Source organism: Pseudomonas azotoformans, from assembly GCF_900103345.1.
In the GTDB taxonomy this organism is placed as follows: Bacteria; Pseudomonadota; Gammaproteobacteria; order Pseudomonadales; family Pseudomonadaceae; genus Aquipseudomonas; species Aquipseudomonas azotoformans.
Genome location: NZ_LT629702.1, coordinates 1,910,994 through 1,936,128, shown reverse-complemented (window position 1 = coordinate 1,936,128; position 25,135 = coordinate 1,910,994). Strand labels below are relative to the sequence as shown.

Genomic DNA, 25,135 nt, shown 5'->3' with positions numbered 1-25,135 from the left:
CATGGCCCGTGCCATCAGCGCGACGGAGTTGGGCATCGACCTCAAGCCCGGCGATGACCACGCGCTGTTCAAGTGGTTTATCGCCAGCTTCCTGATGGGCAAGCGTATCCAGGCACCGATTGCCGCGCAGGCCTATAAGGTGATTGTCGAGGAAGAAGGCCGTGACACTGCGCGCAAGCTGCAGCACTGCACATCGCGTGAATTGGTGGCCATGCTTGGACGCGCGCATTACGTGCGCTATGACGAAACCACCGCGCAACGCTTGCTCGACCTCAGCGCCAGGTTGAACGCCGAATACGCCGGCAAGATCACCCACATGCGCAGCGCCAGCGAAAGCCGTGAGGCCTTCGAAAAACGCCTTGGAGAATTCGACGGGGTGGGCCCCAAGACCATCGAGATTTTCATGCGCGATGCGGCCAAGGTGCTGTTCTGACTGTGCCTACTCGACCTCTACCCGCAGCACTTCCAACCCTAGCTGCTCATACGCCTCCACACTCGGCACGTGCCATTCGGTGATCAGCGTGTGAATACGACTGCACGGCGCCACCACAAACGGCTCCACGGCGCCGAGCTTGTCGGCCATGGTCACCGCCACCACGTGGGACGCACTGTCGAGCAAGGCTTGCTTGACCGCCACTTCATCAAAATGCAGCGAACTGATGCCGACTTGCGGATGCAGCGCGCATACGCCGGTAAATAGCAGGTCGGCCTTGATGCTCTGGATCAGCCGTACAGTTTCATGGCCGCTGGTGGAGAGCGTGGCCGGGTTGAGTTGGCCGCCGGTGAGGATCACTTTTACCTCGGGATGGTCGGCCAGGGCGATGGCGATCATGGGCGATGTGGTGACCACCGTCAGGCGGATCGAATGCGGCAATGACTGGGCGATCTGCAGGGTGGTGGAGCCGGAATCGAACAGCACGATCTGGCCGTCCTCGACCCGTTCGGCGGCCAGGCGGGCGAGGTGGCGCTTGGCGTCGTTGGTCTCGCCGACACGGGTGAAGAAGTCCTTGCCGGTGTCCTTGGGCCGGGGCAGGGCGCCGCCGTGCACGCGTTGCAGCAGGCCGGCGGCGGCGAGTTCGCCGAGGTCGCGGCGAATGGTGTCCTGGGACACGGCGAAGTGCTCCACCAACTCCGAGGCGGTGACTTTGCCGTCGCGCTCCAGCAGCAACAAAATCTTCTGTTTGCGCAAGGAAGGCAGGTCGATGGCTTGATGCGTGTTGTGCATGGTTTTGCGTCTTTTTGCGGGTTTGTGCGAGATTAATCGCGCAGTGCTGTAAACGCAATGGCTGGTTGTGCGCGCGATGGGCGGTTACTCTCAGCGTTCAGTCCAGGGAGAGGTGACCTAGATGTCGTTGATCACAACCATCTAAGATTTACGCAAGCTCGCGCAAAAACGTGTGCCACGCATGTTCTACGACTACGCCGATTCCGGCTCCTGGACTGAGAGCACCTACCGCGCCAATGAAAGCGACTTTGCCCGCATCAAGTTCCGCCAGCGGGTGGCGCGCAATATCGACGAGCGCTCGATCCGCGCCCGCATGATCGGCCAGGACATGGCCATGCCCGTCGCGCTGGCGCCGACCGGGTTGGCCGGCATGCAGCATGCCGATGGCGAGATTCTCACCGCCCGCGCTGCCGCTGCCTTTGGCCTGCGCTATACCTTGTCGACCATGAGCATTTGTTCGCTGGAAGACATCGCCGAACACGTCGGCCAGCCGTTCTGGTTCCAGCTGTACGTGATGCGCGACCGCGCCTTTATCGAGCAATTGATCGAGCGCGCGAAGGCCGCCGGTGTGGATGCATTGGTGCTGACCCTCGACCTGCAGATCCTCGGGCAACGCCACAAGGATTTGATCAACGGCCTGTCCGCGCCGCCCAAACTGACGTTGCCGAATATTCTCAACATGGCCACCAAACCGCGTTGGGTGATGGGCATGCTGGGCACTAAACGGCGCGGCTTCGGCAATATCGTCGGGCATGTAAAAGGCGTGGCCGACATGAGTTCGCTGTCGTCCTGGACCGCCCAGCAATTCGACCCGCGCCTGAGTTGGGATGATGTGGAGTGGATCAAGAAGTGCTGGGGTGGCAAGTTGATCATCAAGGGCATCCTCGATGTGGAGGATGCACGCCTGGCCGCGAATGCCGGCGCCGATGCGTTGGTGGTGAGCAATCACGGAGGACGGCAATTGGATGGCGCCCCGTCGAGCATCAGCCAGTTGCCGGCGATTGTGGAGGCGGTGGGGGAGCGCATCGAGGTGTGGCTCGACGGCGGCATTCGCTCCGGCCAGGACGTGCTCAAGGCGATGGCGTTGGGTGCCAAAGGTACGATGATCGGCCGGCCGCATTTGTATGGCCTGGGGGCGATGGGCGAGGCGGGTGTGACCAAGGCGCTCGAGATTATCGCCCGTGAGTTGGACGTGACGATGGCGCTGTGTGGGTATAACGATATACGCGATGTGAATCGCGAGATTTTGTTGCCGGGGACATTCCCGGAAAACGTTTACTGAGCAAAAAAAACGTAAAAAAATAAAAAGAGTTGTCCACGAAAACCGTGGGTATCTCTGTGGATAACTTTGCGAAGCCCCGGCAGGGTTGGCGATTTAAGCCAAGATCAATATTTGATCAACTTCGGATTCGGCCCAGCATGGGCTGGGTTTGCGCTTGACAGGCAAGCGCGAACCCAGTGCCGAAAAACGTTTTTACGAGTTGCCGTTGTGGCCTGTGGAGTGCGTGACAACCTGCGCCGGCATCTTCGCTTGCATCAGTTTGTCCAGCGCCTGGCCATAGCTGCGACCGGCCAGGCTCATGCTGTTGTTGTGGCTGGCACCGGGCACCAGTAACAGCCGCTTGGGCTCCCGGGCGGCTTCAAACAACTGCTGGCTGAAACGCGGTGGTACATAGCGGTCGTCAAGGCCATGCACCACCAGCAGCGGCATATGGATGTCGGCGATCTTGTCGATGGAATCGAACTTCTGCGACAGCAACCAACGCACCGGCAGTGAGGTATTCGCCACGGCGGTGGCTACATCCGCCAGCGACGTAAAGGTGGATTCGATCACCAGCCCACGCACCGGCAAGGGTGTCTGCCTGCCCAATTCGGCAGCCAGGTCGATGGCCACTGCACCGCCCAGCGAGTGCCCGTAGATCAGGCGTTTCTGTGGGTCGGGTTGCAGTACCTGGAAACGTTCCCAGGCGATGCGTGCGTCTTCGTACACGGTGGTTTCCGACGGCAGCTCGCCGTGGCTCTGGCCGAAACCGCGATAGTCGATGGCCAGCACCGAATAACCCAGGGCGTGCAGTTGCTCGATGCGAAACAGCTGCCCGGTGAGGTTCCAGCGCACGCCGTGCAGGTAGAGGATCGCGGGAGCGTCTTTCTTGTCCGCCGGGTACCACCAGCCATGGATGTTCTGCCCCGATTTGAAGCTGGCCGGCTTGAGCTCGAATTCCTGCACCGCCTTGGGCAAACCGCTGTACCAACTGGCGGTGCCCGGCTCGATGCGAAACACCAGTTCGCGTTCCTTGTGTTGCAGCACGGCGCAGCCCACGGGCAGGCCGACAATCAGCAGCGCCATGCACACCAGGGGAAACCAGCGCAGGCTCAGGCGCGAGAGAAAACGTGAGGACATGAAGGTTCCAGGTAAAAGGTCAAGCAGGGGTTTTACCAGATGGCTTGCCCAGGCAGGTATTAATTCGACAGCCGCCCATGGGTGTTTCTTACAAAGTGTTACTGCATTGAACAAGACGTGCAGAGATTGTTAGGGTGGGCCGCCGAACAGGAGAGCAAGCACATGGATTTCACAGGCAAGACTGCAATTGTCACCGGCGGTGCACGCGGGTTGGGGCTCTGTTACGCACGGGCCCTGGCCCAGGGCGGTGCACGGCTGGTGATCAGCGATATCGGCGCCGACAGCGCGGGCGCAGGCAGCGATGCAACGGTCGTCCAGGTGGCGGCAGAGGCGTTGCAGGCCGAGGGCTTGAACGTGATCGGCCACGGCGGCGACCTGTCCACGGACGAGGGCTGCCGGCAGCTGGTTGCGTACACCCTCGAGGCCTTTGGCCAACTCGATATCCTGATCCACAACGCCGGCTGGGTGGGTTACCAGAACATCGCCGACCTTGACGCCACGTTCCTGCAGCGTGCCATGGACATCAACCTCTACGCCCCGCTGTGGCTGTGCAAGCACGCCTGGCCGCACCTGCTGCGTTCACCCGCGCCGCGCATCATCCTCACCACCTCCGACCGCGCCATGTACGCGCAGTACGAGCAAACCGGCCTGGTGGCCTACAGCGCCGGCAAGATGGCCCAACTGGGGATCATGAATGCGTTGAGCCATGAGGGGCTGGAGGCGGGCGTCAAAGTCAATGCAATCTCGCCGGTGGCGAAGACGCGCATGTGGGGCGTGACTGGAGAGCCGGACGAACTCAAGCCTGAGTGGGTGACGCCAGGGGTGGTGTACCTGGCATCGGCGCAGTGTGAAGACACCGGCTACATCCTGCGCGCGAGCAACGGCCAATTCACCGCTACGCGGTTTACGGAAAACCCCGGGGTTGAATATCCGCGTAACCTGGCGCGGATCAAGGCAAGCAGCGCAGAAGAAGTCGCCGCTGCCTGGGATCGCATCAAACAGACACATTCCCTTTCTTGAGAAAACGACCATGGCTGACAGCCCCGTGCGCATTACCGCTGAAGAGACCCTTTCGAAAAACTGGTACCTGCTGAAAAAGTACAGCTTCGACCTGCGCCGCCGCGACGGCAGCTGGCAAGCCCAGACCCGCGAGGTGTACGACCGCGGCAACGGCGCGACCATCCTGCTGTACAACCGCGCGCAGCGTACGGTGTTGCTGATTCGCCAGTTTCGCATGCCGACGTTTGTCAACGATTACCATGGCTACCTGATCGAAGCGGCGGCTGGCTTGCTCGACAATGCCAGCCCCGAAGAGCGGATCCGACTGGAAGCGGAAGAAGAAACCGGCTACCGCGTGGGGCATGTGGAGAAGATCTATGCGGCCTTCATGAGCCCAGGGTCGGTGACGGAGCGGATTCACTTTTTCATGGGTGAATATCAGCCAGGTGATCGGGTTGGGACTGGCGGTGGCTTGGAAGAGGAGGGCGAAGATATCGAAGTGCTGGAGCTGGGCTTTGAAGAGGCTTTGGCAATGGTGCAGAGCGGGGAGATTGTGGATGGGAAGACCATCATGTTGTTGCAGCATTTGGAGTTGCGGATGCTTAAAGAGGGTTGGTGAACTCCCTTTGTTTGGGTGATCCCGCTTGTTGTGGTTCGCAGCCTTCCTGTGGTGAGCAGGCTTGCCCTGCGTTGGGCTGCGCAGCAGCCCCAAAACAGACAATGCGGGGTTACCTGAAAACACCCATCGCCTGGACTGGGGCCGCTTCGCGGCCCAACGCAGGGCAAGCCTGCTCGCCACAGAGGGGCGGTGTTGCCTTGGAGGGCGGTGTTTGGGTTACCAGGTTGACTGGTCTTCGAGGCTGGCTTTTTGGAGGTCTTCTTTCCAACTGATTTGAGCGAGTTGATATACATCCACTAAAAATTCTCTAGGGTTTTCAAGTTCGTACCATTCTTCTCTTGGCCATGACGCGGCCTCATCTTCATTTATATCGAATAAGCTCTGGAAGTCATAACTTTCATTGTTCAGGCTGCTTTCTAGGGCCTTGATCAAAACATATTTATGTCTGTAAGAAAGGTAGCTTAAATTCAGGGCGTAATTTTTTATGAGGAACTCTCGGTCGGCTCTTTCGTTTGGATTATATTTCTCCAGGTCTAGACCTGGTCCTTGCTCTTGATCATATATATCAAATACACCAATGAACCATTTCAGGCTAGGATCGAACGGCTCATTTAAAAATGGGTTTTTCAACATTATTTCTTCTCGGCTGGAAAGGCGGTAAATGGCCTGGTGTTATCTTTTTTATCAAATTTCACTTCGAACCAGTTTAGGTTTTCATTAAGGGTTGGGCTTTCAACCTGTTTTTTGTTAGGGCGATAGCCTCGTCCTGCTCCGGGTAATTCCAGCTTGAGTATCGGATTTTTATTGTGATCCATTCCGTTGAACGGATCTAGCCCAAGCGATTCACGTGTCAACGCCTTGTTCAATGCGTTGAGTTGCATTTTCCAACCATGAAACTGAGAGCTTAAGTTTCCTTTCGCTCCAGGCTTATGCAATCCGGTGCTCGGGTCTGTTCCATCAATTGCTCTCTGTTTTAGCGCAGTATCGGTGATCTCAGGGCCGTGCTTGGCGACAGTGTGCATGTCATATTTTTCTTCAAGTTCTAACACGCGTCGTTTTGCATTTGCCTCAGTTAGGGCCCCAATTCGTTCGCTTCGATCTTTCCTTGTTAGCCTCGGTAGTGCTGGCTGACTTTCGTTGGCCCTGGCTTTTATAATTGGGTTTTCGACCTCACTGCCGGGCTTGCATTCACCGACGCCAGGACATGAGCTGAGCCCTAACGGGTCTACCCACCCGGTAGGGTTGGGCACGTACTGGTAGGCATTGATCCCACCCGCCAGCTTCACCGGGTCCGGCGTGATGTAGCGACCAACATCCGGATTGTAGTAGCGATGGCGGTTGTAGTGCAGCCCGCTTTCCTGATCGAAATACTGACCCTGGAAGCGCAGCGGGTTGTCGACTTTTCCTATATCGAGGCGGGTTATTTCGCCGTAGGCGCGGTAGTGCGCCGACCAGACGATTTCGCCGTCTTGGGCAGTGAGTTCCTGCGGGGTGCCCAGATGGTCAAGTTGGTAGTGGTAGGCCTTGGTTTCCTTGGGGCCGAAGCCTTCCAGCAAGGCTAGCGGACGGAAGCTGTCGGGTTCGTAGAGATAGCTGCGATGCCGATCCGCATGGTGTTCGGCAATCAGTTTGTCGCCTTGCCAGAAGAACTCGGTGGTGATGCCGTCGACGGTTTTACTGATACGCCGCCCAAACGGGTCGTAGCGGTAGCTGGCGGTCTGGCCGTTGGGTTTTTTAATACCGATCAGACGATGCTGACAGTCGTAGCGGTATTCGGTGACGAGTGCGTGACCTTTGCCACGCCGTTCACGGATAAGGTTGCCGAAGGCGTCGTAGTCATAGTGGTGGTCGCCCTGGATCATCAGGCGGTTGCCGGCGACGATGTCGGGGCCGGGGCGGTTTTGCATGAGCAGGTTGCCGGCGGGGTCGTGGCCGAAGCGTTCTTGCTCGCCTTGGGTGTGGTCGGCGCGGGTGAGGCGGTTGAGTGGGTCGTAGTGGTAGCGGTGTTCGCCCTTGCGGGTGTCGAGCAGGCGGGTGAGGTTGCCGGATTTGTCGTAGTCGTAGTGGCGTCGGTAGAGCGGGCCTTCGGCGTCGTTGATGCTCTGGTTGAACAGGCGTCCCTGGTGGTCGTGTTGGTAGTGGCTGAGCAGGTTTCCTTGGGCGCGTTGCTGTTCGCGACCGGCCTTGAACAGGTGTGAGGTGAGGACCGCGCCGTTCAGTTCGACGGTGGCGAGGTGGCCACCTTTGTCGTGATTGAAGGTGAGGCGGTTGTTGTCCGGCAGACGCAGGTTTTGCAGGTGGCCGCAGGCGTCGTAGCCGTAGCGCAGGGTGCCCCAGCCTTGGTGTTCGGCGGTGAGGCGGTTTTGGCTGTCGTACTCGTAGGCCAGGGCCCAGTGGCCGTCTTCGACGCTGAGGAGGTTGCCCTGGCGGTCGTAGGTGTAATCGACGGTATTGCCATCGGGTAGGGTTTTTCTGATCAGGCGTCCGGCATGGTCGCGCTGGTAGCGGGTAACCAGCTGACTGCCGTCATCGCCGTGTTCGGTCTTTTCCCGAAGGTTGCCGTTGAGGTCGTATACGTACGCCGTGCGCTGACCGTCAAAGCCGATTTCCTGCTGGATCAGGCCGTTGCTGTGGTACTGGAGCCGGTAGGTCTCACCCACCTCGTTTTCGATCTCGGTCAGCAGTAACCGCGCGTTGTCGTAGCGGTAGTTGACCTGTGTACCATCGGCATTGATGCGGCGGCTGATCAGGTGCAGGCCGTCGGCGTATTCGTAGCGGGTGATGTTCCCGAGTTCATCGCGCTCGGCGGTGATTTTTCCGTAGGGGTTGTAGCTGTATTCCTTGAACCCGTCGCCTGGCAGCACAACACGAGTCAACCGACCCACGCTGTCCCACTGATACTGGGTCAGTGCGCCGTGTTCATCTTCCCGTGCAATCTGCCGCCCTAGATCGTCATAGCGATAACGCTTGATCCCACCATTCGGCAACTGCTCTTCAAGCAACTGCCCACGCTCATTCCACACCAGCCGCTGACAGCTGTGATCCGGGTACCAAACCCCAATCAGTTGGCCATATTTGTTGTAGCTGTAGTCAGTAGTGCTGCCATCAGGATCGGTCTTACGGATGACATCGCCCTGATCATTGCGCTCATACTTCCAGACGGCTTCACCACGCCGCACCACCCGTACGAACCCGTTGTCATGCTCGTAGGTCGTCGGCTCATCGTCCCCCGGAAACACGGCCACCAAGCGCCCGGCTTCGTCGTACTGATACGCCGTGATCGCTCCCAGCGGATCCTGCTCAACCGTCAGCCGGCCTTTTTCATCGTAGGATTTAAAGTGCTCGGCCCCGTCCGGATCCACCCGCTGCACCAGCCGCGCCCGCTGGTCATGCACGTAGACTTCCTGGCTACCATCGGCGTTAAACACCGTGACCTGGCCGTTGTCATCCCAGGCATAACGCGTGTCCATCTGCGAGAAACTCGCCCAATGCCGCACACATCGCGCGGCCTTGCCAGACCGTTCCCACTCCCAGAAAAAACTCGCGCCACCGGCCAAGCCGCGCTCAAGAATGACGTGCTGTTCGTCGTACCGATAAACCTCGCTTTCACCGACGGCATTGGTCGCTGAAACCAGTCGTCCCAAGTCGTCATAGGCGTAGGAAACAACGGTCTGCTCCGTCACCCAAACAAACGGCCCGTCATCCACGACGCGATGAATCTGGTAATCCACCGCCACGATGCGGCCCGATGCATAACGCAAAAACAGCGAGCGCCCGACACCGTTATCCACCCGCTCAACACGCCCCAGAAAATCCCGGGTAATGCGCAGCCGGTTGTCATACGCGTCGCTGATCGCTGTCAGCACACCGTCGCGGAAGTGGTAGAAACGTGATGCCTGCGCCAGCACCAGTTCATCAGGCAACGACCCTAGGTAGATCGCCGCTTCGGCCAGGCTATTGGTGATCGCAGGTCGAGCAGCCGTGGGCAAGGGCAGGGTGGTCGACCGATTCTCATGATCGGTCCACACCACCGAATCCCCGGAAACACTCAACCGATGCGCCAGCGAGTGACTCCAGCCAAACCCCAGCCCGCAATCCATTTCCACCGCACTGGTGCGATACAACCGTGTCCACTCAAACGGCAAGATCCCGTCCAGCGTGCCATCGGTCAGGGTCAGCAATTCCTCGCCGGTGACCATCGACACCGGGCAGCCATTGGTGACGGTCTTGTCCGCAGGTGCCGCCGCATCCCCATTGGGATTGCGAGCAGAAACCGGCACATCATCCACAGGCTCTTGCTGAACCAACACGGTTCGCTGGGACTTGCTGCGCACCACCGGCACCGCGTTGGAAACCACCTGATCCCCAGCCTTCAACGGCGCATCTGGAATCGTCTTGATCGTCGTCGCCTGGCTACTGAGCAATATCGGCTTGGCAACCCGCGTGTGATCATCCGCACGAAATTTCCCGAACTGCCCAGCCATGTGCTCAAGCCATGTGCGTACACGTTGAGACTTGATGCTGCCCAGCACCTTCGTACTGATGCGTACCGCCATCCCCATCCCGGCCGTGGCAAGGCACAGCAGCAAATTGATCAATACTTCAGCGCTGATTTCCCCCAGCAGCTCATTCATATAAGGCGGCGGCAACATCCGCATCCAACTGACCATTGCCGACAGATAAATGAACAGCAACGGCTCATCACTCAGCACCAGCAGGCCCTTTGCGATGCTTTCGGTGCCGAGCTTCAACAGCTTTTCGAATTCTGCCTGGGTCAGGTAATGCAGCAGCTTTTCGGCATGCTGCAGTGGGTCCAGAAACCACTGAAGCATCTGCTTGATGTTGTCCCAGAGTGAATACAACGCCCCACTGAACCCGCGTGCGTAGGCTTGGTGCAGCGAGAGGTAGCGCTTGAGGAAATTGGCTTCGGAATAACCCTTCCACAAGGCGGCGAAGGTGGTGGTCCACTCACGGCGCAGCCAGCCTTCCAGCGGTTCGATCACCGACTGATAAGAGGCGTACAGCGCCTTGAAGTGCGCCTTGGAAACGTTGGGATAGAAACTGACCCGGTACTGCTGGTTGCGATCACATTCCTTGATTTCGAGAATGCCGCTGGGCCCGATGGTTTTATGGAGGGGCTCCCCGAGCGGGCCACCCTTCGGATCAATGCGCTGCACCATTACGGGCGTATCGCCGATGGGTACGAATCGAGAACTCTGGAACATATGCACCAGGGTCAGCGTGCCGTCTGCCTGGCAGGTTGCGGTGGTGGTGCTGGGAAACAGGGAGCGGTTGATCGGCGCGACCAGCGCCACTTCATCCCCCACCTTGAAGACCTGTTCGATATCCAGCGCCGAAAAGCTGAAAAAGCTCGAAGCCCAGGCGTCGTAGTGATTGAGGCAGCGCTTGAAGTCGCTGATAACGGATTCGACGTCTCGCGTCTTTGAATCCAGGGTGGCCAGTACCAAATAGCCAATGGTTTGGCTGGTCACTTCGATCATGAAACCGCCCCATCCACCGGAGCCCAAACCCATAACGCCATCTGCAATCCCTCGCACTGTGTAGTCAGGCGAGGGACTTTGCGGACGTTTGCAGGGTAGGGGAGTAGAGCTAATCCGGCGGTTATGTGGGACGGTTCGACAAAGCTCGTCCGCTATCGCGCGACTAGCGGCTATTGTCAGAAATTTCCCACAGGAGTACAAATGTACTCCATGACGACTCTCACCCCCCGCCGTACCGCCATCCTGACCTTTATCCGCGACCGCATCGCGCAGCAAGGCCAGCCCCCGAGCCTCGCCGAGATCGCCGAGGCGTTCGGTTTTGCCTCGCGCAGCGTGGCGCGCAAGCATGTGCTGGCGCTGACCGAAGCCGGGTATATCGAGGTCAACCCCCACCAGGCCCGTGGCATTCGCCTGCTCAACCAGCCGGCGCGCCCGGAATGGCTGGACGTGCCGGTGCTCGGTCGCGTGGCCGCAGGTTTGCCTATCGGCGCCGATGCCGAAGTGCACAGCCGCCTGCAACTGGACCCGTCGACCTTCGCGAAAACCCCGGACTACCTGTTGCGGGTGCAGGGCGATTCGATGATCGAGGACGGCATCCTCGACGGTGACCTGGTCGGCGTACGCCGCAGTGCCGAGGCCTTGAACGGGCAGATCGTGGTGGCGCGCCTGGACGGTGAAGTGACCATCAAGCGTTTCGAGCGCAGTGGCGACCGCGTGCGGCTGCTGCCGCGCAACCCCGCGTATCAACCCATCGTGGTGGGGCCTGACCAGGACCTGGCCATCGAAGGGGTGTTCTGCGGTTTGGTGAGGCAAGGCTGATGGGCGCCGTGGTCGCGCTGGACACGCTGTTCAATGGCGGGCGTGTCTGGAAGGGCCGGCCTGCCGCGCCGCCGTCCAGTGTGCATCCCACCGGGCTGGCGGCGCTGGACGCGGTGCTGCCCACGGGCGGCTGGCCGGAGGCGGCCTTGAGTGAAATCCTCATGGCCAAGGAAGGTGTGGGCGAATTGCAACTGGTGCTGCCGACCCTGGCGCGCTTGTCGAAGGCGGGGGAGCGCATTGTGTTGGTGGCGCCGCCGTACACGCCGTACCCCCATGCCTGGCAGAACGCCGGGGTGGACCTGCGCCTGCTCTCGGTGATCCAGGCCGAGGAACGCGACGCCCTGTGGGCGGTGGAGCAATGCCTGCGTTCCGGCAGTTGCGGCGCGGTGCTGTGCTGGCCGCGCAAGGCCGATGGCCGGGCGCTGCGGCGCCTGCAAGTGGCGGCGGAAACCGGGCAGACCCTGGCGTTTGCCTGGCGGGCCTTGAGTGAGTCGGTCAACTCATCGCCCGCCGCGCTACGCCTGGCCGTGGAGGCCAGGCCCGCGCAGGTACGGGTGCTCAAGTGCCGGGGCGGCTTGGCCCATCCGGCGCCGATTGCCCTGGCGGGGCACTGAGGTTGTCATGCGCTGGGTGTGTATTGTCTTCCCGCAATTGGCGCTGGACGGAGTGCTGCGTGTGCATCCCGAGCCGGAGCAACCCCTGGCCCTGCTGGCCGGCACGCCACAGCGGCGCGTGTTGCAAACCGTCAATGACGCCGCCCGCGCCCTGGGCCTGCGCCCCGGCCAATCCCTGACGGCGGCGCATGCCCTGGCCAAGACCTTTGCCAGCGTCGAATACGACCCCGCCGAGATCGAGCGCCACCAACAGTTCCTGGCTGCCTGGGCCTACCAGTTCAGTTCCCAGGTCAGCCTGTATTACCCGCGTGCCTTGTTGTTTGAAATCGAATCGAGCCTGGGGCTGTTCGGGCCGTGGCCGAGGTTCGAAGCACGCTTGCGCCAGGAATTGACCGAATTGGGCTTTCGTCACCGTATCGTCGCGGCGCCCAACCCGGCGGCGGCGCGGGTGCTGGCGAATATATACGATGGTTTGGCGGTGCAGGATGACGGCTTGTTGCAGGCCCTGGCGCCGCTGCCCATCGACCGCGCCGGCCTCGACCCGCAGGCCGCCACGGCGTTGTCGCGCATGGGCCTGCGCCGCCTGGCCCAGGTGCAGGCGCTGCCTCGGCACACCTTGGCGCGGCGCTTTGATGCTGGACTGCTCAAGCATCTGGATGCATTGAGCGGGCAGCGGCCATTGGCCTTGGCGTTCTATCAGCCACCGGACCGGTTCGATGTGCGCATCGAGTTGAATTTCGACGTGCAGTCCCATCAGGCGCTGCTGTTTCCCTTGCGACGCCTGACGGGCGATCTGTCCGCCTTCCTGTGCGGTCGCGACAGTGGCGTGCAGCGTTTCGACCTGTATTTGGAACACGCCCAGGCGCCGGACACGGTGATCAAGGTTGGCCTGCTCAGCGCCGAGCGCGAACCGGCGATGCTGTTTGAATTGGCCCGAGGTCGCCTGGAGCAGGTACAGGTCACCTCACCGGTACGCGGTTTCCGCCTGATCGCCCAGGATTTGCCGGTGTTCGTGCCGCAGCGCCAGGACCTGTTCGACGACCGCCCGCAACAGACCTTGCCCTGGGAACAATTGCGCGAACGCCTGCGCGCCCGTCTCGGCGATGAGGCCGTGCAGGGCTTGCGCTTCCACGCCGACCATCGCCCCGAATGCGCCTGGCAAGCGGCGACCGACAAAAACCTCTGCCCGACCTTGCACAAGGTGCAACGCCCCGGCTGGTTGCTGAGCGAACCCACACTCTTGGCCGAACACGGCGTGCACATCCTCATGGGCCCGGAGCGCATTGAATCCGGCTGGTGGGACGGTGCCGATATCCGCCGCGACTACTACCTGATCCAGACCCGCGCCGGCCAGCGAGGCTGGGCCTTTCGTAACGTCGGGCAAAGCGATGGGTTGTGGTTGCAAGGCTGGTTCGCATGAAAATCCCCCAAACGCCGACTGCTCCCTGTAGGAGCGAGCTCGCTCGCGAAAAACGCCCAGGCAACGCGTTCATCCAGACCCCCCGCGTCATCGTTGACGACCTTCGCGAGCAAGCTCGCTCCTACAGTGAACTGCACTGCCTGTCCAACTTCAGCTTCCAGCGCGGTGCGTCCAGTGCGCTGGAGTTGTTCGAGCGGGCCAAGCGCCAAGGCTACAGCGCCCTGGCGATCACCGACGAATGCACCCTGGCGGGTATCGTGCGGGCGTGGCAGGCGGCGAAGGCGGTGGAACTGCCGCTGATTATCGGCAGCGAGATGCGCATCGAAAACGGCCCGAAACTGGTGCTGCTGGTGGAAGACCTCAGCGGCTACCAGCACCTGTGCCGCTTGATCACCGTGGCCCGGCGGCGCTCGGAAAAAGGCAGCTATCGCCTGTTGCACGAGGACTTCGAGCAACCGCTGCCCGGCCTGCTGGCGCTGTGGGTCGCCGAGGACAGCGACACCCAGGCCTCGATCCAGTGGCTGCGCCGCACCTTCACCGAGCGCCTGTGGCTGGCGGTGCATCTGCACTGCGGCCAGGACGATGCGCGCCACCTGGAACAACGCCTGAGCCTGGCCGCCAGCCTGCACCTCCCGGCGGTGGCCTGTGGCGATGTGCACATGCATGCGCGTGGCCGCCGCGCCCTGCAAGACACCATGACCGCCATCCGCCATCACGTGCCGGTGGCCGAAGCCGGTACGCGCCTGCACCCCAATGGCGAGCGGCACCTGCGCAGCCTCGATGCCCTGGCCGCGCTGTACCCGCACGCCTTGCTCGATGAAACCCAGGCGATTGCCCGCCGTTGCACCTTCGACCTCAGCCAGTTGCGCTATCACTACCCGCGTGAGCTGGTGCCCAGCGGCCACGACGCCGAATCCTGGCTTCGCACCGTGACCGAAGCGGGCATCGCCCAGCGCTGGCCGCAGGGTGTCGACGCCAAGACCTTGCAGCAGATCCACGACGAACTGAAGCTCATCAGCGAGCTGGGCTACGAAAGCTACTTCCTTACGGTGCATGACATTGTGCAGTTCGCCCGCAGCCGTTCGATCCTGTGCCAGGGCCGCGGTTCGGCGGCCAACTCGGCGGTGTGCTTTGCCTTGGGCATCACCGAGATCGACCCGAGCCTGACGAGTCTGTTGTTCGAACGTTTCCTGTCCAGGGAGCGCAACGAGCCGCCGGACATCGACGTGGACTTCGAACATGAGCGCCGCGAAGAAGTACTGCAGTACGTGTTCCAGCGCTACGGCCGCACCCGCGCGGCGCTGACGGCGGTGGTCAGCAGTTACCACGCTGCTGGCGCGGTACGCGATGTGGCCAAGGCCCTCGGGCTGCCGCCGGACCAGATCAACGCCCTGGCCGATTGCTGCGGACGCTGGAGCGACGATGCCCCGCCGCTGGAGCGCCTGCGCGAAGGCGGCTTCGACCCCGAGAGCCCGCTGTTGCGCCGGGTACTCACGCTCACCCAGCAGTTGATCGGCTTCCCCCGGCACTTGTCCCAGCACCCCGGCGGCTTCGTGATTTCCGAATACCCGCTGGACACCCTGGTGCCGGTGGAAAACGCCGCCATGGCCGAGCGCACCATTATCCAGTGGGACAAGGACGACCTCGACGCGGTGGGTTTGCTCAAGGTGGATATCCTGGCCTTGGGCATGCTCAGTGCGATCCGGCGTTGCTTCGACTTGCTGCGCCGTCACCGCAACCGCGACCTGGCCTTGGCGACGATCCCCAAGGAAGACCCAGCCACCTACGCGATGATCAGCAAGGCCGACACTATCGGCGTGTTCCAGATCGAGTCGCGGGCGCAGATGTCGATGTTGCCAAGGCTCAGGCCGCAGAAGTTCTATGACCTGGTGATTGAGGTGGCCATCGTGCGACCGGGGCCGATCCAGGGCGGCATGGTGCACCCGTACTTGCGGCGGCGGAACAAGGAAGAACCCGAAACCTATCCTTCGCCGGAGCTTAAAACCGTTCTGGAACGCACCCTGGGCATTCCGTTGTTCCAGGAGCAAGTGATGCAGATCGCCATGGTCGCCGCCGACTACAGCCCCGGCGAGGCCGACCAGTTGCGCCGCTCCATGGCTGCCTGGAAACGCCACGGTGGCCTGGAGCCGCACCAGCAGCGCCTGCGCACCGGCATGTTGAAAAACGGCTACACCGAAGCCTTTGCCGCGCAGATCTTCGAGCAGATCAAAGGCTTTGGCAGTTATGGCTTCCCTGAGTCCCACGCGGCCAGTTTCGCCTTGCTGACCTACGCCAGTTGCTGGCTCAAGTGTCATGAACCGGCGGCGTTTGCCTGTGCGCTGATCAACAGTTGGCCCATGGGCTTCTACAGCCCGGACCAGATCCTGCAGGACGCACGGCGCCATCGCTTGCAGATCCGGCCGGTGGATGTGCAGGCCAGCGATTGGGATTGCAGCCTGGAGCCCATCGACGGCGCGCAGCCGGCGATTCGCATGGGTTTGCGCATGATCTCAGGGTTTCGCGAAGAGGATGGGCGGCGCATCGAAGCCGCGCGCGTGCGTCGAGCGTTCAGCGACATTGCCGACCTCGACGAGCGCGCCGGGCTGGATGCGCGTGCCCAGGCCTTGCTCGCGGATGCCGGGGCTCTGCGCGCCCTGGCCGACAACCGGCACAAGGCGCGCTGGGAGGTGGCTGGCGTACACAAGCAACTGGGGCTGTTTGCCGGCCTGCCGAGCCCGGATGAAGCGCCGGTCGAGTTGCCGGCACCGAGCGTGGGCGAGGACCTGCAGGCCGACTATGCCACCGTGGGCACGACCCTGGGGCCGCATCCGTTGGCGCTGCTGCGGGATGAATTGCGCAAGCGCCGCTGTCGCAGCTCCCATGAGCTGATGACGGTGGAGCACGGCCGTAATGTCAGCGTCGCGGGGCTGGTGACCGGTCGACAGCGCCCGGGCACGGCCAGTGGGGTGACCTTTGTCACCCTGGAAGATGAATTCGGCAACCTCAATGTGGTGGTCTGGCGTGACCTGGCCGAGCGTCAACGCCAGGCCCTGGTGGGTTCGCGGCTGTTGAAAGTGGATGGGCGCTGGGAAGCGGTGGGCGAGGTGCGGCACTTGATCGCCGGGCGCCTGACCGACCTGACGCCGTTGCTGGAAGGGATCAATGTGCGCAGTCGGGATTTTCACTGAGCCCGTGGTTTCTGCTGTAATGACCTCTGATGCAGATGGGTTGAAACCATCCGGGTCTACAGCGCTCCAAAACTTGCCGATGTTCTCTTTTTGCGCACAGAGCCAACCATGCAATTCTTATCCAACCCCCACGGCTGTGAAGGCTGGGCCGGTGAAATGGCCCAGCGGATCCGCGCATTCGATTGGTCGAGTACCGATCTTGGCCCCATCGACCGCTGGTCCACCAGCCTGGCGTGTACCGTGCAGATGATGCTGGCTTCGCCCGTGCCCATGGTGATGCTCTGGGGACAATGGGGGTACATGATCTATAACGACAGCTACTCGGCATTTGCTGGCGGGCGCCATCCGTACCTGCTGGGCACGCCGGTGGAGTTGGGTTGGCCGGAAGTGGCCGAGTTCAACCGGCATGTGATGGACACCTGCCTGGCCGGTGGCACCCTGTCATTCAATAACAAGGACCTGGTGCTGTTGCGCAACGGCCAGCCGGAAACCGTGTGGCTGGACCTCTACTACAGCCCGGTGGCCGGCGACGATCAACAACCGGCCGGCGTGCTGGCGATTGTGGTGGAGACCACCGAACTGGTGAAGTCCGAACAGGTGCGCCGGGAGCTCACGCACAACCTCGAACAACGGGTGGCCGCCGAAGTGCAGGCGCGCTCCGCGGCCGAGGACCAGTTGCGCCAGTCGCAGAAACTCGAAGCCATCGGCGGCCTCACCGGCGGCGTGGCCCACGACTTCAATAACCTGCTGCAAGTGATCGCCGGCAACCTGCACCTGCTGGCCCGCCAGGAACCGGACAACGCCCAGGTGCAGCGGCGTGTCACCGCCGCCATTGCGGCGGTGGAGCGTGGGGCCAAGCTGTCGTCGCAACTGCTGGCGTTCGCCCGGCGTCAACCCCTGTCGCCGGCGGTGTATAACCCGCAACGCATTTACGCCGGGCTTGGCGAGTTGCTGCAACGGGCGCTGGGCGAGACCATCCATATTGATGTGCAGATGCCCCAGGACGCCTGGTTTATCAATGTCGACCGCAACCAGCTGGAAAACGCGCTGCTCAACCTGGCGATCAATGCCCGCGACGCCATGAAGGGCGAGGGGGTGATCCGCATCTCCGGCGAAAACATCATCCTCAACCCGGACGATTGCGCGGGCAAAAGCATCAAGCCTGGCGAGTACGTGCGCCTGGAGGTGGCCGATACCGGCGTCGGCATGTCCGAAAGCACCCTCAAGCGCGCCTTCGAACCCTTCTTCACCACCAAGCGTGAAGGCCATGGCACCGGCCTGGGCCTGAGCATGGTGTTCGGCTTTGTGCGCCAGAGTGGCGGGCATGTGGAAATGTGGAGCGAGGAGGGCAAGGGCTCGGTGGTGCAGATGTATTTCCCCCACAGCCTGGAACCGGAAAGCCTCGATGTGCATATGGACCAGGTGCAGCACAGCCGCGGCCAGGAAACCATCCTGGTGGTCGAGGACAATGAAGGCGTGCGCCTGACCGTCGTGGAACTGCTCGAACAGTCCGGCTACACCGTGCTCACCGCCGAAGACGGCGACCAGGCCATGTCGAAACTGCAGGCAGGCTCGCCACCGGACCTGATCTTCACCGATGTGGTCATGCCCGGCCGCGTCAAAAGTACCGACCTGGCCGACTGGGCACGCCAGCAGACGCCTGCCGTGCCGGTGCTGTTCACCTCCGGCCACACCCGTGACATTCTCTCCAGCAATCACCTGCTGAGCCCCGATATTCATCTGCTGAGCAAACCCTACAGCCCCGAAGCGCTGACGCAACGGGTGCGCAGCGTGCTCACCGCCCGACAAGGTTGTCCATGACTTCACAGCGCAATATTCCTCCGATCACTGCCCAACCCGCCGGCTTCGTCCGCGTGCGCGGCGCCCGCGAGCACAACCTGCGCAACGTCGATGTGGATATCCCCCGGGATGCCCTGGTGGTGTTCACCGGGGTGTCGGGTTCCGGCAAATCGTCCCTGGCGTTTTCCACGGTGTATGCCGAGGCCCAGCGCCGCTATTTCGAGTCGGTGGCGCCCTATGCGCGGCGGTTGATCGACCAGGTCGGCGTGCCGGACGTGGACAGCATCGAAGGCCTGCCGCCCGCCGTGGCCCTGCAACAGCAGCGCGGTACGCCGAGTGCGCGTTCGTCGGTGGGCAGCGTGACCACGTTATCGAGTTTGATCCGCATGCTGTACTCCCGCGCCGGCAGTTATCCGAAGGGGCAGGCGATGCTGTACGCCGAAGACTTTTCGCCGAACCTGCCCCAGGGTGCATGCCCGCAGTGTCATGGCCTGGGGCGCGTGTATGAAGTGACTGAGGCGTTGATGGTGCCCGATCCTTCCCTGACCATTCGCCAGCGTGCGGTGGCGTCCTGGCCGTTGGCGTGGCAGGGGCAGAACCAGCGCGACATCCTGGTGACCCTGGGCTATGACGTGGATATCCCCTGGCGCGACCTGCCGAAAAAGCAGCGTGACTGGATCCTGTTCACCGAAGAAACCCCCACCGTCCCGGTGTACGCCGGCTTCACCCCGGAACAGACCCGCGATGCGTTGAAGCGCAAACTGGAGCCGAGCTACCAGGGCACCTTCATCGGCGCCCGGCGCTACATCCTGCACACCTTCACCCACACCCAGAGCGCGCTGATGAAAAAGCGTGTGTCGCAGTTCATGCAGGGCAGCGCCTGCCCGTTGTGCGACGGCAAGCGCCTGACCCAGGCGGCGTTGTCGGTGAAATTTGCCGGGGTGGACATCGGCGAGCTGTCGCAATTGTCGTTGACCCAGTTGGCCGAGTTGCTGCGACCGGTGGCGGCGGGGCAGGACAAGATGAAGCTGTCGGTGGAGAAACGCCTGGCCGCGCAGCGCATCGCCCAGGACTTGCTGGAGCGGGTCAGTACCTTGACCGAATTGGGCCTGGGCTACCTGTCCCTGGAGCGCAGCACGCCGACCTTGTCGTCCGGCGAGTTGCAGCGACTGCGCCTGGCAACGCAATTGGGCTCGCAGTTGTTTGGTGTGATCTACGTGCTGGACGAACCTTCGGCGGGCCTGCACCCGGCGGACGGCGAGGCATTGTTCACCGCCCTTGAGCGCTTGAAGGCGGCCGGCAATTCATTGTTTGTGGTGGAGCATGACCTGGAAACCATGCGCCGCGCCGACTGGCTGATCGACGTCGGCCCGGCGGCCGGTGAACAGGGCGGGCAGGTGCTGTACAGCGGCCCGCCGGCGGGGCTGGCGCAGGTGGCGGCGTCGCAGACCCGTGAGTACCTGTTTGCGCAAAAGCGCGTGTCGGCTCAGGTACGCCGTGAACCCAGCGGCTGGCTGCAACTGGAAGGCGTGACGCGTAATAATCTCAAGGGCTTGAACGTGGATTTCCCACTGGGCTGCTTCACGGCGGTCACCGGGATTTCCGGCTCGGGCAAGTCCAGCCTGGTCAGCCAGGCACTGCTGGAACTGGTGGGCGCCGGGCTAGGGCGTGTGGTGGAAAACGACGAAGAACCAAGCCTGGAAGATGACGCCCCGCAAACCAGCGGGGGCCACATCCGCGCCGGGCTGGAGCACATCCGCCGCCTGGTGCAGGTCGACCAGAAACCCATCGGCCGCACCCCGCGCTCCAACCTGGCGACCTACACCGGGCTGTTCGACAACGTGCGCAAGCTGTTCGCGGCCACTCCGGCGGCGAAGAAGCATCACTACGATGCCGGACAGTTCTCCTTCAATGTCGCCAAGGGCCGTTGCCCGAATTGTGAAGGCGAGGGCTTTGTCAGCGTTGAATTGCTGTTCATGCCCAGCGTGTACGCGCCATGCCCGACCTGCCACGGCGCGCGCTACAACCCCGAGACCCTGGCGATCAAATGGCAAGGCTTGAGCATCGCCGAGGTGCTGGGGCTCACGGTGGCACAGGCGGTGGAGGTGTTTGCCGAACAGCCAGCGGTGTTGCGTTCGCTGCAGGTGCTGCGGGATATCGGCCTGGGTTACCTGCGCCTGGGGCAACCGGCGACCGAGTTGTCCGGTGGCGAAGCGCAGCGCATCAAACTGGCGACCGAGCTGCAACGCAATGCGCGGGGCGCCACCCTGTATGTGCTGGACGAACCCACCACCGGGCTGCATCCACGGGATGTGGACCGCCTGCTCAGCCAGTTGAACCAGTTGGTGGACGCGGGGCATACGGTGGTCGTGGTGGAGCATGAAATGCGCGTGGTGGCGCAGAGTGACTGGGTGATCGATATCGGGCCGGGGGCAGGGGATCTGGGCGGGAAGGTGGTGGCCAGTGGCACGCCGCAGAAGGTTGCCAAAAGCAAGACTAGCCGGACTGCGCCATTCCTGGCCAAAGAACTGAACTAAAAGCGGATGAGAACTTGTGGGAGGGGGCTTGCCCCCGATGACAGTGTGTCAGTCAACTGATATGCGACTGACACACCGCTATCGGGGGCAAGTCGAACCGTCGCACCGCCCCTCCCACATTTCGATCACTGTTGAGTCAGTTGGATCTGCGCTTTCGCCTGCTTCACCATATTCTCCACGGTAAACCCGAACCTCTCCTGCAACTGTGCCAGCGGCGCCGAGGCGCCAAAGCTGTTCATCACCACCTTGGCCCCGGTTTGTCCCACATACCGGTCCCAGCCAAGGGGACCCGCCTGTTCCACCACGACCCTGGCCTTCACCGCCGGCGGCAACACGCTATCGCGGTAGGCCTGGTCCTGGTCCTCAAACAACTCCCAGCTGGGCATGGACACCACCTGCGCGGCAATCCCTTCGTTTTCCAACTGCTCATACGCCGCCACCGCCAGGCTGACTTCGCTGCCTGTCGCCAGCAGAATCACCTGGGGCGCATCCGCACCCGCCAGCACGTAAGCGCCCCTGGCGGCCCCGGATGCCGGCGCGTACCGCGTACGATCCAGCGTCGGCAGCGGTTGGCGCGACAGCACCACGCAGCTCGGCCGATGAGTCTGTGCCAGTGCCACCTTCCACAGTTCGCGGGTTTCATTCGCGTCACCGGGGCGCAAGGTCAGCAGGCCCGGCGTTGCGCGCAACTGGGTCAGATGCTCGATCGGCTGGTGCGTTGGCCCATCTTCACCCACGCCAATCGAGTCGTGGGTAAACACGAACACCACCGGCAGTTCCATGATTGCCGCCAGGCGGATCGGTGGCTTCATGTAGTCGCTGAACACCAGGAAGGTCGAGGTGTACGGCCGCAGGTAGGACAATGCCATGCCATTGGCGATGGCGCCCATGGCATGTTCCCGAATGCCGAAGTGCAGGTTGCGCCCGCTGTAGTCCTCGGCACTGAAACGCCCGGCACCGTCAAAGGTGAGGTTAGTCTTGGTCGACGGCGACAGGTCGGCCGAGCCGCCCAGCAGCCAGGGGATTTGCCGGGCAAACGCATTCAGCACTTCACCTCCGGCGGCGCGGCTGGCCACGCCTTTGGCGTCGGGGTTGAAGTCGGGCAAATCGTCCTGCCAATGCTCGGGCATTTCCCCGGCACGCATCCGGCGCAGTTCGTCAGCCCGTTCCGGTTCGTATTGCTCAAGCTGCGACAGGTGCTGGTTCCAGGCGTCGTACAAGGGTTGGCTGCGTTCCAGCAGTGCATCGCGCAACACATTGCGGGCTTCGTCGGGCACCAGGAAACTCGAATCCTGCGGCCAGCCGTAGGCCGCCTTGGTCAAGCGGATTTCTTCATCGCCCAGTGGCTCGCCATGGGCGGCAGCGGTGTTGTGCTTGTGCGGCGAGCCGTAGCCGATCACGCTGTCGACCACAATCAGGGTCGGCGCACCGGTGTTGCTCTGGAAGGTTTCCAGCGCCGTGCTCAGGGCCTGCAAATCGTTGGCGTCGGTCACGTGCAAGGTGTGCCAGCCGTAGGCCTGGAAGCGCTTGATCACGTCCTCGCTGAACGCCAGCTCGGTGTGCCCCTCGATGCTGATGGTGTTGTTGTCGTAGATCCAGCACAGGTTCGACAGCTGCAGATGCCCGGCCATCGACGCCGCTTCGCTGCTGATGCCCTCCATCATGTCGCCGTCGCCGCACAGGGTGTAGACGTTGTAGTCGAACAGGGTTTTTTCTTCGCGGTTGAAGCGCTTGGCCAGCCAACGCTCGGCCATCGCCATGCCGACGCTGTTGGCGCAACCCTGACCCAGCGGGCCGGTGGTGGTCTCCACCCCAGTGGTCATACGGTATTCGGGGTGGCCGGGGGTTTTGGAGCCCGCTTGGCGAAACTGCTGGATATCGTCCAGGCTGACGGCGGCCTGGCCGGTACGCTTGCCATCGGCATCAATCTCCACCACACCGGCCAGGTGCAACAGCGAATACAGCAGCATCGACGCGTGCCCCACCGACAGCACAAAGCGGTCACGGTTGGGCCAGTCGGGATGTTGCGGGTGGTAACGCAGGAAGCGACTCCACAGCGTATAACCCACCGGCGCCAGGCCCATGGGCGTACCCGGATGGCCGGAATTGGCCTTTTGCACGGCATCCATGGCCAGGGTGCGGAGGGTGTTGATGCATTGGGTGTCGACAGCGGTGGCAGCGTGCGTCATGAAACCGTTCTCCCTCGGGTGGCTATCTAGAGTGGAGGGCAGGGCGCCGCAAAGGTTTGATCCAAACGCCCGCGCCGCGACGAACGGGGCTGTATTGACCCCGCGCATGACAAGACCCCTTGCAATGGTCTAGCGTCTAGGGCGTAAGCCATTGATCAACATGCGGAGGTACGCCATGCCAGTGAAACACGACCTGTATCAGGACTTGGGGTTGAGCAAGGAAGTCGTTCACGAACGCAGGGCGAGCGACAAACGCCTGGACTCGCTGCTCACGCAGTACGACGACGCTGACAAAGAGGTGCTGAAGGCGGAGTCGGCAAGTGCCAGCGACGAGGAGGTGGAGAAGCTGAAGAAGAAACGCTTGTTGATCAAAGACGAGATTGTGGCGAAGTTGGGCTGATCACAACCGAGCCCCCTGTAGGAGCGAGCTTGCTCGCGAAAAATGTCAACGATGACGTCAGTGTCCTGAGTGGACGCGGCGTTCTCGGGTTCTTCGCGAGCAAGCTTGCTCCTACAGGGTTATGGACATATTTATCCACCCGGCTCTAGGCCTGTCACGGCGCATCTTCAGTAAACCGGATTGATTCAAGCTTTTTGCTCTTTTTACGACGTTGTTGCCCACTTATCAGTAAGGTAGTACTTGCAAAAAAGATCCCCATAAAACAGACCCCTGCAACAACAATCAACGTCGACGAGAAACCATATCTATCCAGCAGCCCGCCGAAGACAGTGTAGGAGATACCGATGATGATCGAATTGACTAGATTGGCGACGGAGAGGCAGGAGGCTCGAATGCGTGACTCTATGTTTTCATTGATGTAGGTCTCGTAGGCAGTTTCATAGATGGCGGGGAGTGACATGATTAAAATAAATACTGCGACTGAAGAGAGTGTTCCGGTATTCAAAGATAGGGTGAAGAGCAGTGCGGTGACAATGAGGGTGGTAGTGACGGCTATCACCCCAAGCGTGAATCTGGAGCAAATATATCCTGCAACCATAAACATGGCAGCCGATATGATTTCAATGGCGGCATAAATGCCGGCAATAACAGGTATTTCTAGACCCTGCTGGGAGAAGAATGGCTGGCCGTAGATGAAAAGAGGAATGGTTGAGAGTTCAAATAGAGCATATCCAACAAAAAGAGGTATCAGAAAAGCACCTCTGTTGGAGCTGAAGAATTTGATGAGTGAAGTAAAGCTTCCCTCTGCGGTTGTCGTATTTAATTCATTTACGTTGTTGGGGTTTAGTGAAATAGGTGGAAGCTTGATTTCGGAGTTGAATACTACAATGATCGCGCCGATGAGTTTTGATGCCGCAAAAAAAATATAGACTCCGTTCCAAGACAAGGTGTCTTGTATGACACCGCCAAGAAGCATGGACAAACTCAGCGATATCGCACCAATAGCACGGGCGCGTGACAATATTTTAGGATACTCATCAGCCCGATGTTCTGCCAGTAAGTTGTCATACAGCAATGCTCTGTCTGAACCAGACCCCATGGCAATGCTGGCACCGAATAGGCAGAATATGATTGCGAAGGGAATAAAAGACGAAAATAGCAAAAATCCAATTCCACTTATACACAAGCCTAAAAAGCTGATGATAAGCGTGCACTTGCGACCATATCGATCTGCGAGTAAACCAGAGGGGATTTCCAGCGCGACTGAAGAAAAAAACAAGAACGACTGTAGAATGCCTACCTCTCCCTGGGTGATGCCGAGTTGCAGTAGGTAAAGTACAAATAAGCTTCTCTGGACGTCCAGATTCATGAAGACAGACAAAGCGTAATATAAGTTGTCGTTCTTGTTTTTGATAGATTTAAG

General features: G+C 61.1%; 16 protein-coding genes and 1 pseudogene. 11 read left to right on the top strand and 6 right to left on the bottom strand.

Going from position 1 to position 25,135, the window contains the following annotated elements; translation table 11 throughout:
• Window position 1 precedes the first annotated feature (1 nt).
• Window positions 2-433: a DNA methylase gene (locus BLR69_RS08110; RefSeq protein WP_071493057.1), complete on the top strand. Its 432-nt coding sequence runs from the start codon at window positions 2-4 to the stop codon at window positions 431-433.
• A 6-nt stretch (window positions 434-439) separates the two neighbouring features.
• Here BLR69_RS08110 and BLR69_RS08105 read toward each other — a convergent pair whose 3' ends face one another.
• Window positions 440-1,225 carry a DeoR/GlpR family DNA-binding transcription regulator gene (locus tag BLR69_RS08105; RefSeq protein ID WP_071493056.1) on the bottom strand — a complete coding sequence of 262 codons (786 nt, stop codon included), beginning with the start codon at window positions 1,223-1,225 and terminating at the stop codon, window positions 440-442.
• Between the two features lie 121 nt (window positions 1,226-1,346).
• Here BLR69_RS08105 and BLR69_RS08100 point away from each other — a divergent pair.
• Window positions 1,347-2,507: pseudogene (locus tag BLR69_RS08100) on the top strand (alpha-hydroxy acid oxidase).
• Between the two features lie 192 nt (window positions 2,508-2,699).
• Here BLR69_RS08100 and BLR69_RS08095 read toward each other — a convergent pair.
• On the bottom strand, window positions 2,700-3,626 hold the full coding sequence (locus BLR69_RS08095; RefSeq protein WP_071493055.1) for an alpha/beta hydrolase: 927 nt from the start codon (window positions 3,624-3,626) through the stop codon (window positions 2,700-2,702).
• 162 nt (window positions 3,627-3,788) lie between these two features.
• On the opposite strand from BLR69_RS08095, the gene BLR69_RS08090 reads away from it, so the two are divergent.
• A complete protein-coding gene (locus BLR69_RS08090) occupies window positions 3,789-4,646 on the top strand; it encodes an SDR family NAD(P)-dependent oxidoreductase (protein WP_071493054.1) in 858 nt (285 codons plus the stop codon).
• A gap of 10 nt (window positions 4,647-4,656) precedes the next feature.
• Window positions 4,657-5,244 carry an NUDIX domain-containing protein gene (locus BLR69_RS08085; RefSeq protein ID WP_071493053.1) on the top strand — a complete coding sequence of 196 codons (588 nt, stop codon included), beginning with the start codon at window positions 4,657-4,659 and terminating at the stop codon, window positions 5,242-5,244.
• A 216-nt stretch (window positions 5,245-5,460) separates the two neighbouring features.
• Here the strand turns inward: BLR69_RS08085 and BLR69_RS08080 are convergent, their stop codons facing one another.
• Together BLR69_RS08080 and BLR69_RS08075 are read right to left on the bottom strand one after the other, a co-directional pair.
• On the bottom strand, window positions 5,461-5,877 hold the full coding sequence (locus tag BLR69_RS08080) for a hypothetical protein (protein WP_071493052.1): 417 nt from the start codon (window positions 5,875-5,877) through the stop codon (window positions 5,461-5,463).
• Window positions 5,877-10,745: an RHS repeat-associated core domain-containing protein gene (locus BLR69_RS08075; RefSeq protein WP_083365850.1), complete on the bottom strand. Its 4,869-nt coding sequence runs from the start codon at window positions 10,743-10,745 to the stop codon at window positions 5,877-5,879. Before BLR69_RS08075 ends, BLR69_RS08080 begins: the two co-directional genes overlap by 1 nt.
• Window positions 10,746-10,946: 201 nt before the next feature.
• Here BLR69_RS08075 and lexA point away from each other — a divergent pair, with 201 nt between their 5' ends.
• The 6 genes from lexA (at window position 10,947) to uvrA (ending at window position 21,123) form a co-directional block, all read left to right on the top strand.
• Window positions 10,947-11,564, top strand: a complete 618-nt coding sequence (gene lexA / locus BLR69_RS08070) for a transcriptional repressor LexA (protein WP_071493069.1) — start codon at window positions 10,947-10,949, stop codon at window positions 11,562-11,564.
• Window positions 11,564-12,178 carry a translesion DNA synthesis-associated protein ImuA gene (gene imuA / locus BLR69_RS08065; RefSeq protein WP_071493070.1) on the top strand — a complete coding sequence of 205 codons (615 nt, stop codon included), beginning with the start codon at window positions 11,564-11,566 and terminating at the stop codon, window positions 12,176-12,178. The genes lexA and imuA overlap by 1 nt, the downstream gene beginning before the upstream one ends.
• A 7-nt stretch (window positions 12,179-12,185) precedes the next feature.
• On the top strand, window positions 12,186-13,598 hold the full coding sequence (locus BLR69_RS08060) for a Y-family DNA polymerase (protein WP_071493071.1): 1,413 nt from the start codon (window positions 12,186-12,188) through the stop codon (window positions 13,596-13,598).
• Window positions 13,595-16,786 (top strand): error-prone DNA polymerase, encoded by a 3,192-nt coding sequence (locus tag BLR69_RS08055; RefSeq protein WP_232000964.1) that lies wholly within the window; start codon window positions 13,595-13,597, stop codon window positions 16,784-16,786. Before BLR69_RS08060 ends, BLR69_RS08055 begins: the two co-directional genes overlap by 4 nt.
• Before the next feature lie 108 nt (window positions 16,787-16,894).
• Window positions 16,895-18,607 (top strand): ATP-binding protein, encoded by a 1,713-nt coding sequence (locus BLR69_RS08050; RefSeq protein ID WP_071493072.1) that lies wholly within the window; start codon window positions 16,895-16,897, stop codon window positions 18,605-18,607.
• Window positions 18,604-21,123 (top strand): excinuclease ABC subunit UvrA, encoded by a 2,520-nt coding sequence (gene uvrA / locus BLR69_RS08045; protein WP_071493073.1) that lies wholly within the window; start codon window positions 18,604-18,606, stop codon window positions 21,121-21,123. The genes BLR69_RS08050 and uvrA overlap by 4 nt, the downstream gene beginning before the upstream one ends.
• Window positions 21,124-21,248: 125 nt before the next feature.
• Here uvrA and tkt read toward each other — a convergent pair whose 3' ends face one another.
• Window positions 21,249-23,312 (bottom strand): transketolase, encoded by a 2,064-nt coding sequence (tkt, locus tag BLR69_RS08040; protein WP_071493074.1) that lies wholly within the window; start codon window positions 23,310-23,312, stop codon window positions 21,249-21,251.
• Between the two features lie 175 nt (window positions 23,313-23,487).
• On the opposite strand from tkt, the gene BLR69_RS08035 reads away from it, so the two are divergent.
• Entirely contained in the window at window positions 23,488-23,712 is a 225-nt protein-coding gene (locus BLR69_RS08035) for a DUF465 domain-containing protein (protein ID WP_071493075.1), read from the top strand.
• Window positions 23,713-23,866: 154 nt separating this feature from the next.
• Here the strand turns inward: BLR69_RS08035 and BLR69_RS08030 are convergent, their stop codons facing one another.
• A complete protein-coding gene (locus tag BLR69_RS08030; protein ID WP_071493159.1) occupies window positions 23,867-25,081 on the bottom strand; it encodes an MFS transporter in 1,215 nt (404 codons plus the stop codon).
• Window positions 25,082-25,135 lie beyond the last annotated feature (54 nt).

Coding starts and splice junctions, on each gene's coding strand:
- BLR69_RS08110 (WP_071493057.1), top strand. CDS start 2: ATGGCCCGTGCCATCAGCGCGACGGAGTTGGGCATCGACCTCAAGCCC.
- BLR69_RS08105 (WP_071493056.1), bottom strand. CDS start 1,225: ATGCACAACACGCATCAAGCCATCGACCTGCCTTCCTTGCGCAAACAG.
- BLR69_RS08095 (WP_071493055.1), bottom strand. CDS start 3,626: ATGTCCTCACGTTTTCTCTCGCGCCTGAGCCTGCGCTGGTTTCCCCTG.
- BLR69_RS08090 (WP_071493054.1), top strand. CDS start 3,789: ATGGATTTCACAGGCAAGACTGCAATTGTCACCGGCGGTGCACGCGGG.
- BLR69_RS08085 (WP_071493053.1), top strand. CDS start 4,657: ATGGCTGACAGCCCCGTGCGCATTACCGCTGAAGAGACCCTTTCGAAA.
- BLR69_RS08080 (WP_071493052.1), bottom strand. CDS start 5,877: ATGTTGAAAAACCCATTTTTAAATGAGCCGTTCGATCCTAGCCTGAAA.
- BLR69_RS08075 (WP_083365850.1), bottom strand. CDS start 10,745: ATGATCGAAGTGACCAGCCAAACCATTGGCTATTTGGTACTGGCCACC.
- lexA (WP_071493069.1), top strand. CDS start 10,947: ATGTACTCCATGACGACTCTCACCCCCCGCCGTACCGCCATCCTGACC.
- imuA (WP_071493070.1), top strand. CDS start 11,564: ATGGGCGCCGTGGTCGCGCTGGACACGCTGTTCAATGGCGGGCGTGTC.
- BLR69_RS08060 (WP_071493071.1), top strand. CDS start 12,186: ATGCGCTGGGTGTGTATTGTCTTCCCGCAATTGGCGCTGGACGGAGTG.
- BLR69_RS08055 (WP_232000964.1), top strand. CDS start 13,595: ATGAAAATCCCCCAAACGCCGACTGCTCCCTGTAGGAGCGAGCTCGCT.
- BLR69_RS08050 (WP_071493072.1), top strand. CDS start 16,895: ATGCAATTCTTATCCAACCCCCACGGCTGTGAAGGCTGGGCCGGTGAA.
- uvrA (WP_071493073.1), top strand. CDS start 18,604: ATGACTTCACAGCGCAATATTCCTCCGATCACTGCCCAACCCGCCGGC.
- tkt (WP_071493074.1), bottom strand. CDS start 23,312: ATGACGCACGCTGCCACCGCTGTCGACACCCAATGCATCAACACCCTC.
- BLR69_RS08035 (WP_071493075.1), top strand. CDS start 23,488: ATGCCAGTGAAACACGACCTGTATCAGGACTTGGGGTTGAGCAAGGAA.
- BLR69_RS08030 (WP_071493159.1), bottom strand. CDS start 25,081: ATGAATCTGGACGTCCAGAGAAGCTTATTTGTACTTTACCTACTGCAA.